Source organism: Streptomyces sp. RK9, assembly GCF_045070545.1.
Classification (GTDB): domain Bacteria; phylum Actinomycetota; class Actinomycetes; order Streptomycetales; family Streptomycetaceae; genus Streptomyces; species Streptomyces alboflavus.
In genome coordinates, this window is record NZ_CP173703.1 from 3,110,854 (window position 1) to 3,126,543 (window position 15,690).

Consider the following 15,690-nt stretch of genomic DNA (forward strand, 5'->3'; position numbering starts at 1 on the left):
CTGGACCTGTATTGTTCAGTGCGTTCCCGGGCGATTAGCTCAGTGGGAGAGCGCTTCGTTCACACCGAAGAGGTCACTGGTTCGAACCCAGTATCGCCCACCCGGAGAATGCCGGTCCGTCCCCGACGGACCGGTTTTTTCATGCCCGCGCATCGGCGGGCGACGCCCCGACGCTCAGGCGGCGGCGGGCAGTTCGGGCCGCAGCGGCCACGCGGGATCGACCGCCTCCGGCGTACCACTGCGTGCGAACCACGCCTGCAACCCGCGCGCCTGGGCCGCGTGCCACACCGCCTGCAGCGTGTGCAGCTCGGCGGGGGACAGCCGGTCGAGGCGGGCCGAGAAACGGCGCCCCACCGCGCGGACGACATCCAGCGCGGCCTGCGCGTCGGCCGCCGCGTCATGCGCGCCGGTCAGCTCCACCTCGTAGTGCTCGCACAGGTCCGACAGGGTGCGGCGGCCCTTGCGGTAGCGGTCCAGATGGCGGTCGAGCACCCGCGGATCGAGCACGCACAGCGGTCGGCTCTCCAGATACCGCGCGAGCGACGAGGCGCGATGCCTGCGCAACTCCCGGTCGAACAGCGTCAGATCGAACGGAGCGTTCATCACCACGAGCGGCCGGCCCGCCGCGCCCTGCTCCGCAAGCTCGCGCCCTATCTCCTCCATCACCGGAGCCGGCCAGCGGCCGTTGCGCTCCAGATGCTCCTGGGTGAGCCCGTGCACCGCGGTCGCGGCGGCGGGCACCACAACGCCCGGGTTCACCAGCCAGCGGGTGACGCGGGGCCGGGCCCCCGCGCCGTTCTGAACGACGACGGCGGCCGACACGATCCGGTCGGTCTCGACGTCGACACCCGTGGTCTCCGTGTCGAATGCGGCCAATGGCCCCTCGTACCAGCACGTCATCCTGACGCAACTCCTCGTGTCGCTCCGGCAGTTGACCTGCGTAACTGCCCACGCTGGTGATACCCGGGCCGTTTGCGCCGAACCCGGCCCGGAGACAACAGAGGTACAGGGCATGGACATCGACCGGCCCGAGCGGGGAAACGTCTGGTTCGGAAGGCTTGTTGAACATGGCGCTCGCGCAGCCCGAACAGGGTGGGCTGCTGCCCGAGCGGATCGCACCGCCGCGCGGCACACTCGCCACCACCGCCTGCATGGAGACCCTTCAGGTGGGCTACCTGCACGCCGTCGCGGCGGCGGCGGGGTGCTCGCTCTCCCAGCCCTTTCCGGACAACGGCATCGACTGGCACGTCAGCCACAGCGCCCCCGGGCACACGGTCGACGACGAAGTCACCATCAAGGTGCAGCTCAAGTGCACGTACCAGATACCGCCCCGGCCGGCGGGGCCCGCCTTCTCCTTCACCCTGGACAACGCGCACCTGGAGAAGCTCGCCCGCACCCCCGTGTCGGTGCACAAGATCCTCGTCGTGATGATCGTGCCCCGCTCCCGCGACGACTGGCTGCGTGCCGGGCACGACCGGCTCGACCTGCGGCACTGCTGCTACTGGACCAACCTCGCCGGACACCCGGTGACGGGCAGGCGAAGGACCACCGTCCGCGTCCCGACCTCGCGGATCTTCGACGACCGCGCGCTCTGCGAGATCATGACGCGGGTCGGGACGGGAGGGAGACCCTGATGCACCGCCCGATCGACGACCCCGCGCCGCCACGCGGCCCCCGGCCCCACCCCGTCCACACCTCCGCCCTCTGGACCGACCCGCCCGCACCCGGCCAGGTCGACCCCGCCGTGCTCGGCGCGCTGCTCGACCGGCACGGCTGGAACCGCCGCGGCGGCGCCGCCGGACGCTACTCCCGCTGGACCCCGCCAGGACCCGGCAACGGCGGCACCAGCCTGCTCGTCCCCGAGAGCCGCTCCTTCCCCGACTGCGAGGACCTGATCGGCGAGGCCCTGACCGCACTCGCCCGCAGCTCCTCGCCGTCCGCCCGCGACGTGCTGGTCTCCCTCACCGTGCCCAGCGACGAGATCCGCTGGTGGCGCGACGTGCCGAGCGGGCCGGCCGACACCGCGTCCTGGACCGTCGAGGAACGCCTGCGCGCCGCCGCGCGCCAGATGCTGCTCGCCGGGGCGCTCGCCGCACGGGCCCGGGCCGGGTACTACGGCGCGCGCCACCGCCGCCCCGCGACCGCCCTACTGGAGGACATCCTCGTCGGACCCGCCCCCGGCGGGCGCCGCCTGACCGCGTTCGTCCCGGTCGCCGCGGGCCGGCCGCTCGCCGTGCGGCTGCACCAGGCGCTCTACGCGGCCCGCGAGGCCGTCGACTACCGGCGGGCCACCGGCGGCATGGACGCCTTCGACGGCGCCGTCGCCGCGGGCGTCAGCCACGAACTGGTCGAGGCCGTCGTCGCCCTGGTCCGCGGCACCGAGGGCGCCCGGGTCGAGGTGTCCTGGTCGCCCGCCGCCGGGGTGCCCGAGGGCTGCGCCGCGGCCGCCGGGCCCGTCGAGTTCTCGCCCGGGGACCTGCCCGTGCTGCGCGAGGCCAGCGCCCGCTATCTGCGCGCCGAGCCGTCGGTGCCGGTGCGGATCACCGGGACCGTGGTGCGGATGCGGCGGTCGGGGCCGCGCGGGGCCGGGACGGTACGGGTGCGGGTGCTCGCGGGCGCGGAGGTCCCGCATGTCCGGATGGCCCTGGACGAGGAGGACTACCGCATCGCGGGGCACGCGCATCTGGTCGGCCTGCCGATCCGGGTGCAGGGGCGGCTCGAGAGCAGGGGCGGCTTCCGCAGGCTCACGGAGGCGGCCGAGGTGGTGCCGGTGCAGGTCGACGAGGCCGAGCGGGACCGCCTGATGAAGTCGCTCCAGGAGAATCTGGACTTCTTCGAGGAGGCGTGCAGCGGGGACTGAGGGGGCGCGCGGCGGGACGGAGGGGCCGGGTGGCGGGGACTGGGCGGGTCTGAGTCGGCCGTCGCTGAGGGCGCTGCGGAGCCGGGGCGGTCCGGCGCCGCGCTTATCCGTTTCGCGATGCGCCCCGGGGGCTCGGTACGATTCGTTGCGCGCGCAGGGGCAGATCTGCGCGGCCCGCTTCCAGCAGGGCAGCCCCCTTCAGGCAGGAGAAACCGGTGTCAGACGTCCGTGTGATCATCCAACGCGATTCCGAGCGGGATGAACGCGTGGTGACCACGGGCACCACGGCCGCCGACCTGTTCGACGGCGAGCGCACCGTCGTCGCGGCCCGCGTGGGCGGCGAGCTGAAGGACCTGACGTACGCGGTCGCCGACGGCGAGGTCGTCGAGCCCGTCGAGATCTCCTCCGAGGACGGCCTGAACATCCTGCGGCACTCCACCGCGCACGTCATGGCGCAGGCCGTGCAGGAGCTGTTCCCGGAGGCCAAGCTCGGCATCGGGCCGCCCATCCGCGACGGCTTCTACTACGACTTCGACGTCGCCGAGCCCTTCACCCCGGAGGACCTCAAGCGCGTCGAGAAGAAGATGCAGGAGATCCAGAAGCGCGGCCAGCGCTTCGCGCGCCGCGTCACCAACGACGACGACGCCCGCGTCGAGCTCGCCGACGAGCCGTACAAGCTGGAGCTCATCGGCCTCAAGGGCAACGCCGCGAACGCCGCCGACGGCGCGGACGCCGAGGTGGGCGCCGGCGAGCTGACCATCTACGACAACATCGACGCCAAGACCGGCGAGCTGTGCTGGAAGGACCTCTGCCGCGGTCCGCACCTGCCCACCACCCGCAACATCCCCGCGTTCAAGCTGATGCGCTCCGCCGCCGCCTACTGGCGGGGCAGCGAGAAGAACCCCCAGCTCCAGCGCATCTACGGCACCGCGTGGCCGTCGAAGGACGAGCTGAAGGCGCACCTGGAGTTCCTCGCCGAGGCCGAGAAGCGCGACCACCGCAAGCTCGGCGCGGAGCTGGACCTGTTCTCCTTCCCCGAGGAGCTCGGCCCGGGCCTCGCCGTGTTCCACCCCAAGGGCGGCGTGGTCCGCAAGGTGATGGAGGACTACTCGCGGCGCCGCCACGAGGAGACCGGCTACGAGTTCGTGAACACCCCGCACATCTCGAAGGAGCACCTCTTCGAGACCTCGGGGCACCTGCCGCACTACGCCGAGGGCATGTTCCCGCCCATCGAGTTCGACGGGCAGAACTACCGCCTCAAGGCCATGAACTGCCCGATGCACAACCTGATCTTCAAGTCGCGCGGGCGTTCCTACCGTGAACTGCCGCTGCGCCTCTTCGAGTTCGGCACCGTGTACCGCTACGAGAAGTCGGGCGTCGTGCACGGCCTGACCCGCTCGCGCGGCTTCACCCAGGACGACTCGCACATCTACTGCACCAAGGAGCAGATGGCGGACGAGCTGGACAAGCTCCTCACCTTCGTCCTCGACCTGCTGCGCGACTACGGCCTGAACGAGTTCGAGCTGGAGCTGTCCACCCGCGACCCCGAGTCGGACAAGTTCATCGGCTCCGACGAGGACTGGGCCGAGGCCACCGAGGCGCTGCGTCTGGCCGCCGAGAAGCAGGGGCTTCCGCTGGTGCCCGACCCGGGCGGCGCCGCGTACTACGGCCCGAAGATCTCCGTCCAGGCGAAGGACGCGATCGGCCGCTCCTGGCAGATGTCGACCCTCCAGGTCGACTTCAACCAGCCCAAGCGGTTCGGTCTGGAGTACACCGCGGCGGACGGCTCGCGCCAGCAGCCCGTCATGCTGCACCGCGCCCTGTTCGGCTCCATCGAGCGGTTCTTCGGCGTGCTCCTGGAGCACTACGCGGGCGCCTTCCCGGCCTGGCTCGCCCCGGTGCAGGCGGTCGGCATCCCGATCGGCGACGCCCACATCCCCTACCTGCGCGAGTTCGCCGAGAAGGCGCGCGCCCAGGGGCTGCGGGTCGAGGTGGACGCCTCCTCGGACCGCATGCAGAAGAAGATCCGCAACCAGCAGAAGGCCAAGGTGCCCTTCATGGTCATCGCGGGCGACGAGGACATGGAGCACGGCGCCGTGTCCTTCCGCTACCGCGACGGCTCGCAGGAGAACGGCATCCCGGTCGACGAGGCCATCGCGAAGATCGTGAAGGTCGTCGAGGAGCGCGTGCAGGTCTGACGCCGCGCAGGACGCTTCATGAGGCCCCCGGGGGCGCCCCTCCCGGGCCCCCGGGGGCCTCGTCGTCCTCGCGGGCGAAGACCTGGAGCAGCCACGACGAGAACGACCCCGTCACCGTGCCGAGCAGCGCGAGCCCGCACCCCATCAGGCCGACCGCGACCAGCCTGCCGAGCGGCGTCACCGGCGCCACGTCCCCGTACCCGACGTGGCGGGCAGATGGCCGCGGACGAAGCCGAACCGCTGCCCGCTCAGACGCCGGCGCACCGCTTAGCCGACCGCGTAGACCGCCCACGTGGCCGACGCGAGCACGGGGCAGGCCGGGGGCAGGCCATGGGCCAGGACCGCACCGCGTACGCGACGAGGAAGAGCGGTCCGGGGTCCGCCCCGGCGACACGCTGCGAACGGGCGAAGTCATATGCTGCACAGCATGACGATTGAGCCGGAGCAGCAGATCGGAGTGGGGACGCAGGACGCGTTCCAGCGCCTGTGGACGCCTCACCGGATGGCGTACATCCAGGGCGAGAACAAGCCCACCGGTCCAGGGGCGGACGACGGCTGCCCCTTCTGCTCGATCCCGGCGAAATCGGACGAGGACGGTCTTGTCATCGCCCGGGGTGAGCATGTCTACGCGGTGCTCAACCTCTACCCGTACAACGGCGGCCACCTGATGGTGGTGCCCTACCGCCACGTCGCGGACTACACGGAGCTGACAGGACCGGAGACCGTCGAGCTCGGCGAGCTGACCAAGCAGGCGATGACGGCGCTGCGCACCGCCTCCGGGGCGCACGGCTTCAACATCGGCATGAACCAGGGCACCGTCGCGGGCGCCGGGATCGCCGCCCATCTGCACCAGCACATCGTGCCGCGCTGGGGCGGCGACACCAACTTCATGCCGGTCGTCGGCCACACCAAGGTGCTGCCCCAACTCCTCGCCGACACCCGCAAGATGCTCGCCGAGGCGTGGCCGGTGGCGTGACGCCCGGCTGCCGGGACGCGTGCCCGGGTGGACGCGAAGGGGGCGGCGCGGTCTGGATCGCGCCGCCCCCTTCGCCATGGCCGGGTCTAGGTGCCGTACACGTCCGCGTTGCGCGGCATGGGGTCCTGCACCGCCCCGCTGAGGAACGTGGCGCGGCCGCTGAAGCGGTCGGTGTTCACGCCGTTCTCCTCCAGGACCTTGATGGCCGCCGAGTGCACCACGCGCAGCACCGGTGTGGCCGCGCGCAGCGCGTCGTCGGCCATGAAGCGGTGCCGCCACGGCTTGTCGGCCCAGGCGTGCCGGAGGCCGAACGGCTCGGGCAGGACGAGCTTGCCGCCCAGGTAGTCCAGCATCGGCGGATACCAGGTGAAGGGGGCGCGCACGGCGAGGCGCACCACCTCCTGGGCGTCGACGAGCGGCAGCTGCTGGGTCTTGGTCTCCCAGAACTTCACGGTCTTGCTGACCGTCTTGGTCTTGGGGGAGGGCTTGCTGGTGAACAGCGAGTGCACGGGGCCGAGGGCGTGCCCGGTGACCTCGATGCGCAGGGTCTCGTGGAGCACGGTGACCGTGATCAGCATCGTGATCACCAACTGGCCGTCCCAGAGGGTGAACTGGACGCCCAGATAGTGCCGGTCGCCGCTGCCGAACTGCTGCTCGTTGCAGATGCGCTGTATCTCGTGGCCCTTGATCTGGAAGGCGTCGACGTCGGTGCCCGAAGGGCGGGAGACCGATCCCGCGTTCTCGCCGATGGGGGTGACGACCCAGTGCTTTATCGACGGCTTGGGGAAGCCGCCGGTGTGCAGCGGGCCGCGCTCCAGCATGCGGAGCTGGTCGTGCACCGCGCGTATGACGTCCCAGCTGCGGAACGGGTTGATCTCCTTGCCCTCGTCGCGGGGGGTCAGCTCCTCGGCGAGCTGCCAGCTGCCCCAGCGGGTGCCCATGCCCAGTATTCCCTTGGGGCCCGCGTAGAAGACGGAGTTGGACTGCTGCTCGGCGGAGAGCCGGGCGAGGCCCTGGCGCAGCCGCTCGGCCGCGGTCTCGCCGGGGCTGCCGGGGACCGCTTCGGGGATCTTGGCGCCGATGCCGCCGCCCGCGAGCAGGCTGTCCCAGCGGTCCCGCAGGTCCTTGGCGGTGCCCTCGGCGACATGCTTGGCCCAGAACCAGCCGAGCACGGGCACGATGGGGCAGATCCGCAGATACCAGGCCCAGAAGCCGCCGAAGGGCAGCTTGATCAGAAGCAGCACGACGAGCACGCCGAGGGCGACGAGCACGGCCGTGGCGACGGCCTGGGTGCGCTTGTCCTTCTGCTTGGAGATCCACCTGCGGGCGGTGAACACCAGGAGCCAGGCGAGCAGGCCCGGCAGGAAGAGGAGCCCGCAGATCGCCATCACGGCCGTGAGCCAGCTGTCGCGCTGCCTGCGGATGCGGTTGGCCGCCAGGCAGTGCTCGACGACCGCCTGCGGCTCGGTGCCGAAGGACTGGATGAGCGCCGGGCGGGCGCCGCCGAGCATCCGCACCTGCACGGTGCGCGAGAAGGCCTCGCCCAGGCTGGGCTTGCAGAGCGACCACAGTCCGGGCTTGACCACGGATTTGTGCCAGTCGCTGTTGGCCTTCAGGATGTCGTCGACCTCGCCGTCGCGATACGCCGCCGACGCCAGGGCGTGGGTCGCCGCGGTCTGCCCTGCGGCTCCGGCCAGCGGGACCTGGGCCCCCGGCCTGAAGTCGAATACGTCGTCCGCCACCTGCCGCCCCCAACGCCGCACCGCCCCTGGCGCCGCGACTCTTCCCGACTGCGTTGTTTCCCGAGATTCCCGACTGCGTTGCCAGGCACACCTGTTGAGCCGGCCGATACAGCTTTTGATCAGGTCATCAGCGTATAGGTGCGCACTGACATCCGGCAGGGGGCCGTGGAATGCCGCCCGCCGGACGGGCTCCGGGCGGGCGGCATCGGGGCACTCACGGTCAACTAGACGCCGTGCTCCGCCTGTTCACGGATCTTCTGGGACAGCTGGGCGGGCATCGGTTCGTGCCGGGCGTAGGACCGGCTGAAGCGTGCGGTGCCCTGGGAGAGGGAGCGCAGGTCCACCGCGTACCGGCCGATCTCGATCTCGGGCACCTCGGCCCGGACCAGGGTGCGGCCGCCCGGGGCCTGCTCGGTGCCCACGACGCGGCCGCGCCGCCCGGACAGGTCGCTCATGACCGAGCCCACGTGCTCGTCGCCGACGAGGACACGCACCTCGGCGACGGGTTCGAGCAGATGGATGGTGGCGTCCGCGGCCGCCTCCCGCAGCGCGAGCGCGCCCGCCGTCTGGAACGCGGCGTCGGAGGAGTCCACCGAGTGCGCCTTGCCGTCGAGCAGCGTGACGCGCACGTCGATGAGCGGATACCCGGCCGCGACCCCCTTGGCCGCCTGCGCCCGGATGCCCTTCTCCACGGACGGGATGAACTGCCGGGGCACCGCGCCGCCGACGACCTTGTCGACGAACTCGATGCCGCTGCCGCCGGGCAGCGGCTCCACCTCGATCTCGCAGATCGCGAACTGCCCGTGGCCGCCCGACTGCTTCACGTGCCGGCCGCGCCCGGAGGCCCTGCCCCCGAACGTCTCCCGCAGCGAGACCTTGTGCGGCACGAGGTCGACCTGCACGCCGTAGCGGTGGCGCAGCCGCTCCAGGGCGACGTCCGCGTGGGCCTCGCCCAGGCACCACAGGACCACCTGGTGGGTGTCCTGGTTCTGTTCGAGCCGCATCGTCGGGTCCTCGGCGACGAGGCGGGACAGGCCCTGCGAGAGCTTGTCCTCGTCGGGCTTGCTGTGCGCCTCGATGGCGAGCGGGAGCAGCGGGTCGGGCATGTCCCAGGGCTCCATCAGGAGCGGGTCGTCCTTGGCGGAGAGGGTGTCGCCGGTCTCGGCGCGGCCCAGTTTGGCGACGCAGGCCAGATCGCCCGCGATGGCCTGGCTGAGCGTGCGCTGCTGCTTGCCGAACGGCGAGGACAGGGCGCCCACGCGCTCGTCGACGTCGTGGTCCTCGTGGCCGCGGTCGGCGAGGCCGTGCCCCGACACGTGCACGGTCTCGTCGGGGCGCAGGGTCCCGGAGAAGACGCGGACCAGCGAGATCCGGCCGACGTAGGGGTCGGACGCGGTCTTGACCACCTCGGCGGCGAGGGGGCCATCGGGGTCGCAGGTGAGGGCCGGGCGGGGCTTTCCCGCGGGGGTGGTGACGGCCGGGGCGGGGTGTTCCAGAGGGGTGGGGAAGCCGCCGGTGATCAGCTCCAGGAGCTCGACGGTGCCGATGCCCTGGCGGGCTCCCTCGGCGGCCGGGGCGGCGGCGAGGACCGGGTGGAAGATGCCGCGCGCGACGGCCCGCTCCAGGTCCTGGACGAGGGTCTCGTAGTCGATGTCCTCGCCGGCCAGGTAGCGGTCCATCAGGGACTCGTCCTCGCTCTCGGCGATGATCCCCTCGATGAGCTTGTTGCGCGCCTCCTCGATCACCGGCAGCTGGTCGGCGCCCGGTTCGGACTCCTTGCGTTCGCCCGACGCGTAGTCGAAGATCCGCTGCGAGAGCAGCCCGACCAGGCCGGTGACGGGCGCGTGCCCGTCGGGGCCCTGCTCGCCGTGGAGCGGCAGGTACAGCGGAAGCACGGCGTCGGGGTCGTCCGCGCCGAAGGCCTCGGCGCAGCACCGCGTGATGTCGGTGAAGTCGGCGCGCGCCGCTTCCAGGTGCGTGACCACGATGGCCCGCGGCATGCCGACCGCGGCGCACTCCTCCCACACCATGCGGGTCGCCCCGGTGATGCCCTCGGCGCCCTCGGCCGCCGAGACGACGAAGAGGGCCGCGTCCGCGGCACGCAGACCGGCCCTCAGCTCACCGACGAAGTCGGCGTATCCCGGGGTGTCCAGGATATTGATCTTGTAGCCGCCCCATTCGACGGGGACGAGGGACAGCTGTACGGAGCGTTGCTGGCGGTGCTCTATGTCGTCGTAGTCCGAGACCGAGGTGCCGTCCTCCACCCGGCCCGCCCGGTTCACCGCCCCCGCGGTCAGCGCGAGGGCTTCCACCAGAGTCGTCTTGCCCGATCCGCTGTGGCCGACCAGCACCACATTCCGTACGGACGCGGGATGGTCGGCCGTCGCTGCCCTGCCGGCGGCTCCGGGGTGTGCATTCGCCTTGTCGCCCATGCCTTGGCCTCCCGGTTACGCGCATGGATGAGGAGGCTCAGCCCCCTCAGGGATGCTGGCTGTGCGCGGACACACGGGACCCGCGTGCGGAGGCGGCTCCGGCGACGCCCGCGGTGCTTTCGAGCTTTGCACTCGCGTCACGGTGCGTCCATACGTCGTACGCGATCGTGAGGGGGCGAGCCGGTGTGTCGCGGGCGTGACTACGATGGGCCAGCCGGTGGCCAACGGGGCCGCCATGGGCACCGACCCTCGGGAAGGCCATGCTGAACAAGTACGCGCGTGCATTCTTCACGCGTGTCCTCACACCGTTCGCCGCGTTTCTCATCCGCCGCGGGGTCAGCCCCGACACGGTGACGTTCATCGGCACGGCCGGTGTCGTGGCGGGAGCGCTGGTCTTCTACCCCCGGGGCGAGTTCTTCTGGGGCACGGTCGTCATCACGCTGTTCGTGTTCTCGGACCTGGTCGACGGGAACATGGCGCGCCAGCTCGGCCGGTCCAGCCGGTGGGGGGCGTTCCTCGACTCCACGCTCGACCGGGTCGCGGACGGCGCGATCTTCGGTGGCTTCGCGCTCTGGTACGCGGGGTCCGGCGACAACAACGTGCTGTGCGCGGTCTCCATCTTCTGCCTGGCCAGCGGCCAGGTCGTGTCGTACACGAAGGCGCGCGGCGAGGCCATCGGGCTGCCCGTCGCCGTCAACGGCCTGGTCGAGCGGGCCGAGCGCCTGGTGATCTCGCTGGTCGCCGCGGGCTTCGCCGGACTGCACAAGTTCGGGGTGCCCGGCATCGACGTGCTGCTTCCCGTCGCCCTGTGGATCGTCGCCGTCGGCAGCCTCGTGACGCTGGTGCAGCGCGTGGTCACCGTGCGCCGTGAGGCGGAGGAGGCGGACCAGGAGGCCGCCAGCGAGACGCCCCAGGAGAGCGAGACGGCTTCATGAGCCCTACTACGGAGAAGCTCACGGACGCGCTGTACGGCCTCGGCTGGAGCACCGTCAAGAAGCTTCCCGAGCCCGCCGCCGTGCGCCTCGGCCGCACCATCGCCGACCTCGCCTGGAAGCGGCGCGGCAAGGGCGTCCTGCGCCTGGAGGCGAACTACGCGCGCGTGGTGCCCGACGCCACCCCGGCGCGCCTCGCCGAGCTGTCCAGGGCGGGCATGCGGTCGTACATGCGGTACTGGATGGAGTCCTTCCGGCTGCCCGCCTGGAGCAAGGACCGGATCAGGAACGGCTTCGTCCCCGACGATCTGCACCACCTCACCGACGGCCTGGCATCGGGCCGTGGCGTGATCCTCGCGCTGCCGCACCTCGGCAACTGGGATCTGGCGGGCGCGTGGGTCACCACGAAGCTGGAGACGCCGTTCACGACCGTCCAGGAGCGGCAGAAGCCCGAGTCCCTGTACGACCGCTTCGTCGCCTACCGCAGCGGCCTCGGCATGGAGGTCCTGCCGCACACCGGCGGCTCCGCCTTCGGGACGCTGGCCCGCCGGCTGCGCGCGGGCGGCCTCGTCTGCCTGGTCGCCGACCGCGATCTGTCGGCGTCCGGCGTCGAGGTGAAGTTCTTCGGCGAGAGCGCGCGGATGCCGGCCGGGCCCGCCGCGCTCGCCCAGCAGACCGGCGCGCTGCTGCTCCCGGTGACGCTCTGGTACGACGACTCGCCGGTCATGCGCGGCCGCGTGCACCCGCCGGTCGACGTGCCCGAGACGGGGACGCGCGGCGAGAAGACGGCCGCCATGACGCAGGCCCTCGCCGACGCCTTCGCCACCGGCATCGCCGACCACCCGCAGGACTGGCACATGCTCCAGCGCCTGTGGCTCGCCGACCTGGACCCGGCCAAGGCGCCGGACGCCCCGGCGGCCGAGGGGTCGCCGTGAGGATCGGCATCGTCTGCCCCTACTCGTGGGACGTGCCGGGCGGCGTCCAGTTCCACATCCGCGATCTGGCGGAGCACCTCATCCGCCTCGGGCATGAGGTCTCCGTCCTCGCCCCCGCCGACGACGAGACCCCCCTGCCGCCGTACGTGGTGTCGGCGGGCCGGGCCGTTCCGGTTCCCTACAACGGCTCCGTGGCGCGGCTGAACTTCGGATTCATCTCGGCCGCGCGGGTACGCCGCTGGCTCCATGACGGCACCTTCGACGTGATCCACATCCACGAGCCGACCTCGCCGTCGCTCGGGCTGCTCACGTGCTGGGCGGCGCAGGGGCCGATCGTCGCCACGTTCCACACCTCCAACCCGCGCTCGCGGGCCATGATCGCCGCGTATCCGATCCTCCAGCCCGCCCTGGAGAAGATCAGCGCGCGCATCGCCGTCAGCGAGTACGCGCGCCGCACGCTCGTGGAGCACCTGGGCGGCGACGCCGTGGTCATCCCCAACGGCGTCGACGTCGACTTCTTCGCCCGCGCCGAGCCCAAGCCCGAGTGGCAGGGCCAGACGATCGGCTTCATCGGACGCATCGACGAGCCCCGCAAGGGCCTGCCGGTCCTGATGCGGGCGCTGCCCCGGATCTTCGCGGCGCGCCCCGAGGCACGCCTCCTGGTGGCAGGCCGCGGGGACGAGGAGGAGGCCGTCGCCTCCCTGCCCGCCGAGCTGCGCTCCCGGGTGGAGTTCCTCGGCATGGTCAGCGACGAGGACAAGGCGCGGCTGCTGCGCAGCGTCGACGTGTACGTCGCCCCGAACACAGGCGGCGAGAGCTTCGGCATCATCCTCGTCGAGGCGATGTCGGCGGGCGCCCCCGTCCTCGCCAGCGACCTCGACGCCTTCGCCCAGGTCCTCGACCAGGGCGCGGCGGGCGACCTCTTCACCAACGAGGACGCCTACTCGCTCGCCGACGCCGCCATCCGCCTCCTGCGCGACCCCGAACGCCGCGAGGAACTCCGCGAACGCGGCACCAAGCACGTACGCCGCTTCGACTGGTCCACGGTCGGCGCCGACATCCTCTCCGTCTACGAGACGGTCACGGACGGCGCCGCAGCGGTGGCGACGGACGAACGCACGGGCTTGCGGGCACGCTTCGGCTTGGCAAAGGACAAGTTGTAGCCCTCGGGGCGCGTGCGAGGGAGAGATCCGGCCCGGCGGACGGGGACGATTCAGCCTGTCCGGCGTTTGAGGACGAGGCCGCAGGTCGATAGCCCCGCCATCGGCGGACGGGGACGATTCAGCCTGTCCGGCGTTTGAGGACGAGGCCGAAGGCCGACAGCCCCGCCATCGGCGGACGGGGACGATTCAGCCTGTCCGGCGTTTGAGGACGAGGCCGAAGGCCGACAACCCCCCACCGGCGGACGGGGACGATTCAGCCCGTCCGGCGCTTGAGGACAAGGCCGAAGGCCGATCAAGGGCGCCCCCGACGAACGGGCACCCCGGGCCCCCGGGCGCGGAGGCCGACCAGCCCCCGCCGTCCCCAGCGCCCCCGCCGGGTACCTTTGCGGCCGTGACCTCCACGTTGATCTGGATCGCAGTAGCCCTCTTCGCGATCGGCCTGTACCTGAGCTGGACCGCGGGCCGCCTCGACCGGCTGCACGCGCGCATCGACGCGGCCCGTGCCGCTCTCGACGCGCAACTGCTGCGCCGTGCCTCGGTGACCCAGGAGGTGGCGACCTCCGGAGTGCTCGACCCGGCGGCGTCCATCGTCCTGTACGAGGCGGCGCACGCCGCCCGGCAGGCGGAGGAGGAACACCGGGAGGTCGCCGAGAGCGAGCTGAGCCAGGCGTTGCGGGCGGTCTTCGAGGACGCGGCCCAGGTCGACGCGGTCCGCGAGGCCCCGGGCGGCGAGGGGGCCGCGGTCGAGCTGGCCCAGGCGGTCCGCCGGGTCCCCATGGCCCGCCGCTTCCACAACGACGCCGTGCGCGCGGCCCGCGCCCTGCGCCGCCACCGCAAGGTCCGCTGGTTCCGGCTGGCCGGACACGCCCCGTTCCCGATGGCCTTCGAGATGGACGACGTGGCCCCCGAGGCACTGGCGGACCGGCCGGGCACCTGACCTCCCGGGGTGGGCGGGACGCCCTAGCCCCGGCGCGTCCCGCGCAACCGTCTGGCCACCACCTGCACCCACTGCATGAGGGCCACGGCCGCGAGCACCCCGAACGGCACCGTCCACCAGCGGAATCCGTACACCACGAGGGACCAGGGGACGAACATCGGCAGGACCAGCAGTGTGACCAGCTTGTGCCGGTCCCACCACTTGTCGAACCGTTCCCCCGACCTCCTGACGGGTGCTGCCACGGCCCGCACCCAAGCCCAGATTCTCCCCATCCCCCGAGGATGGGGCATAGTGCCGCCCCCAGGGAGAGGTCGCCGAACGTAGCGGCACGGCTACCGCCTCGTGCGACGTCACGTACGGCAGCCCCTGGAGCACCCGAAAACGATCCACAGCCTCACCATTGGCCCTTGCTGTGGCCTGGTCCGGCGACGTTTCCTCGGTACAGCGGAAACGCGAGGGAAGCCAGAACGGGTCGGAACGGAAGAAAGCGGGAAGCCGCCCTTCCGCGCGCCCGAGCCACAGCTTCCCGAAGCCCCGGCTCCCTCAAGCCCCGGCTTCCCCAGCCACAGCCTTCTGTCCCGAGTGAGGTCACCCGTGTCCAGCACGCTCCCCAGCACCAACCAGGCCGCCACCCCCGCGACCGGCACCGCCCGCGTGAAGCGCGGCATGGCCGAGCAGCTCAAGGGTGGCGTGATCATGGACGTGGTCAACGCCGAGCAGGCGAAGATCGCCGAGGACGCGGGCGCGGTCGCCGTCATGGCCCTGGAGCGCGTCCCCGCCGACATCCGCAAGGACGGCGGCGTGGCCCGGATGTCCGACCCGAACATGATCGAAGAGATCATCGAGGCCGTCTCCATCCCCGTCATGGCCAAGTCCCGCATCGGCCACTTCGTCGAGGCCCAGGTGCTCCAGTCCCTCGGCGTCGACTACATCGACGAGTCCGAGGTCCTGACCCCGGCGGACGAGGTCAACCACAGCGACAAGTTCGCGTTCACGACCCCCTTCGTGTGCGGCGCCACCAACCTCGGCGAGGCCCTGCGCCGCATCGCCGAGGGCGCCGCCATGATCCGCTCCAAGGGCGAGGCCGGCACCGGCAACGTCGTCGAGGCCGTCCGCCACCTGCGCCAGATCAAGAACGAGATCGCCAAGCTGCGCGGCTTCGACAACAACGAGCTGTACGCCGCCGCCAAGGAGCTGCGCGCCCCGTACGAGCTGGTCAAGGAGGTCTCCGAGCTGGGCAAGCTGCCCGTGGTCCTCTTCTCCGCCGGTGGTGTCGCGACCCCCGCCGACGCCGCGCTGATGCGCCAGCTCGGCGCCGAGGGCGTCTTCGTGGGCTCCGGCATCTTCAAGTCCGGCGACCCGGCCAAGCGCGCCGCCGCCATCGTGAAGGCCACCACCTTCTTCGACGACCCGAAGATCGTCGCGGACGCGTCCCGCAACCTCGGCGAGGCCATGGTCGGCATCAACTGCGACACCCTGCCCGAGGCCGAGCGCTACGCCAACCGCGGCTGGTAA

Annotated in this window: 12 protein-coding genes, 1 tRNA gene and 2 pseudogenes; 10 read left to right on the plus strand and 5 right to left on the minus strand. The window is 71.7% G+C overall.

What is annotated here, in order from left to right; all coding sequences use genetic code 11:
* Positions 1-28 precede the first annotated feature (28 nt).
* Positions 29-100, plus strand: a tRNA-Val gene (locus tag AB6L24_RS12710).
* A 74-nt stretch (positions 101-174) separates the two neighbouring features.
* On the opposite strand, the gene AB6L24_RS12715 is transcribed toward AB6L24_RS12710, so the two are convergent.
* Complete coding sequence (locus AB6L24_RS12715; RefSeq protein ID WP_405655160.1) at positions 175-900, minus strand: exonuclease domain-containing protein; 726 nt, start codon at positions 898-900, stop codon at positions 175-177.
* A gap of 167 nt (positions 901-1,067) precedes the next feature.
* Between AB6L24_RS12715 and AB6L24_RS12720 the strand changes: the two genes are divergently transcribed.
* The 3 genes from AB6L24_RS12720 (at position 1,068) to thrS (ending at position 5,058) form a co-directional block, all read left to right on the plus strand.
* Positions 1,068-1,634 (plus strand): DUF4365 domain-containing protein, encoded by a 567-nt coding sequence (locus tag AB6L24_RS12720; protein WP_030360522.1) that lies wholly within the window; start codon positions 1,068-1,070, stop codon positions 1,632-1,634.
* Complete coding sequence (locus tag AB6L24_RS12725; protein WP_405657142.1) at positions 1,631-2,860, plus strand: hypothetical protein; 1,230 nt, start codon at positions 1,631-1,633, stop codon at positions 2,858-2,860. The genes AB6L24_RS12720 and AB6L24_RS12725 overlap by 4 nt, the downstream gene beginning before the upstream one ends.
* Before the next feature lie 215 nt (positions 2,861-3,075).
* Positions 3,076-5,058: a threonine--tRNA ligase gene (gene thrS / locus AB6L24_RS12730; RefSeq protein WP_380852961.1), complete on the plus strand. Its 1,983-nt coding sequence runs from the start codon at positions 3,076-3,078 to the stop codon at positions 5,056-5,058.
* A 16-nt stretch (positions 5,059-5,074) separates the two neighbouring features.
* Here thrS and AB6L24_RS12735 read toward each other — a convergent pair.
* Positions 5,075-5,263: pseudogene (locus AB6L24_RS12735) on the minus strand (ion channel); the annotation flags it as partial.
* 210 nt (positions 5,264-5,473) lie between these two features.
* Between AB6L24_RS12735 and AB6L24_RS12740 the strand changes: the two are divergent.
* Positions 5,474-6,034 carry an HIT family protein gene (locus AB6L24_RS12740; protein WP_405655161.1) on the plus strand — a complete coding sequence of 187 codons (561 nt, stop codon included), beginning with the start codon at positions 5,474-5,476 and terminating at the stop codon, positions 6,032-6,034.
* An 86-nt stretch (positions 6,035-6,120) separates the two neighbouring features.
* Here the strand turns inward: AB6L24_RS12740 and AB6L24_RS12745 are convergent, their stop codons facing one another.
* Positions 6,121-7,776, minus strand: a complete 1,656-nt coding sequence (locus AB6L24_RS12745) for a hypothetical protein (RefSeq protein ID WP_405655163.1) — start codon at positions 7,774-7,776, stop codon at positions 6,121-6,123.
* A gap of 224 nt (positions 7,777-8,000) precedes the next feature.
* Positions 8,001-10,208: an elongation factor G-like protein EF-G2 gene (locus AB6L24_RS12750; protein ID WP_405655164.1), complete on the minus strand. Its 2,208-nt coding sequence runs from the start codon at positions 10,206-10,208 to the stop codon at positions 8,001-8,003.
* Between the two features lie 205 nt (positions 10,209-10,413).
* Between AB6L24_RS12750 and pgsA the strand changes: the two are divergent.
* From pgsA to AB6L24_RS12770, 4 genes and pseudogenes are all read left to right on the plus strand, one after another.
* Positions 10,414-11,143: pseudogene (gene pgsA, locus AB6L24_RS12755) on the plus strand (phosphatidylinositol phosphate synthase).
* Complete coding sequence (locus tag AB6L24_RS12760; RefSeq protein WP_405655165.1) at positions 11,140-12,075, plus strand: phosphatidylinositol mannoside acyltransferase; 936 nt, start codon at positions 11,140-11,142, stop codon at positions 12,073-12,075. Before pgsA ends, AB6L24_RS12760 begins: the two are co-directional and overlap by 4 nt.
* Positions 12,072-13,238, plus strand: a complete 1,167-nt coding sequence (locus AB6L24_RS12765) for a glycosyltransferase family 4 protein (RefSeq protein WP_405655166.1) — start codon at positions 12,072-12,074, stop codon at positions 13,236-13,238. The genes AB6L24_RS12760 and AB6L24_RS12765 overlap by 4 nt, the downstream gene beginning before the upstream one ends.
* 391 nt (positions 13,239-13,629) lie before the next feature.
* A complete protein-coding gene (locus AB6L24_RS12770; RefSeq protein ID WP_030360513.1) occupies positions 13,630-14,175 on the plus strand; it encodes a hypothetical protein in 546 nt (181 codons plus the stop codon).
* 23 nt (positions 14,176-14,198) lie between these two features.
* Here the strand turns inward: AB6L24_RS12770 and AB6L24_RS12775 are convergent, their stop codons facing one another.
* Positions 14,199-14,417: a hypothetical protein gene (locus tag AB6L24_RS12775; RefSeq protein WP_405655167.1), complete on the minus strand. Its 219-nt coding sequence runs from the start codon at positions 14,415-14,417 to the stop codon at positions 14,199-14,201.
* 352 nt (positions 14,418-14,769) lie between these two features.
* On the opposite strand from AB6L24_RS12775, the gene pdxS reads away from it, so the two are divergent.
* Positions 14,770-15,690 (plus strand): pyridoxal 5'-phosphate synthase lyase subunit PdxS, encoded by a 921-nt coding sequence (pdxS, locus tag AB6L24_RS12780; RefSeq protein ID WP_380852979.1) that lies wholly within the window; start codon positions 14,770-14,772, stop codon positions 15,688-15,690.

Coding starts and splice junctions, on each gene's coding strand:
- AB6L24_RS12715 (WP_405655160.1), bottom strand. CDS start 900: ATGACGTGCTGGTACGAGGGGCCATTGGCCGCATTCGACACGGAGACC.
- AB6L24_RS12720 (WP_030360522.1), top strand. CDS start 1,068: ATGGCGCTCGCGCAGCCCGAACAGGGTGGGCTGCTGCCCGAGCGGATC.
- AB6L24_RS12740 (WP_405655161.1), top strand. CDS start 5,474: ATGCTGCACAGCATGACGATTGAGCCGGAGCAGCAGATCGGAGTGGGG.
- AB6L24_RS12750 (WP_405655164.1), bottom strand. CDS start 10,208: ATGGGCGACAAGGCGAATGCACACCCCGGAGCCGCCGGCAGGGCAGCG.
- AB6L24_RS12760 (WP_405655165.1), top strand. CDS start 11,140: ATGAGCCCTACTACGGAGAAGCTCACGGACGCGCTGTACGGCCTCGGC.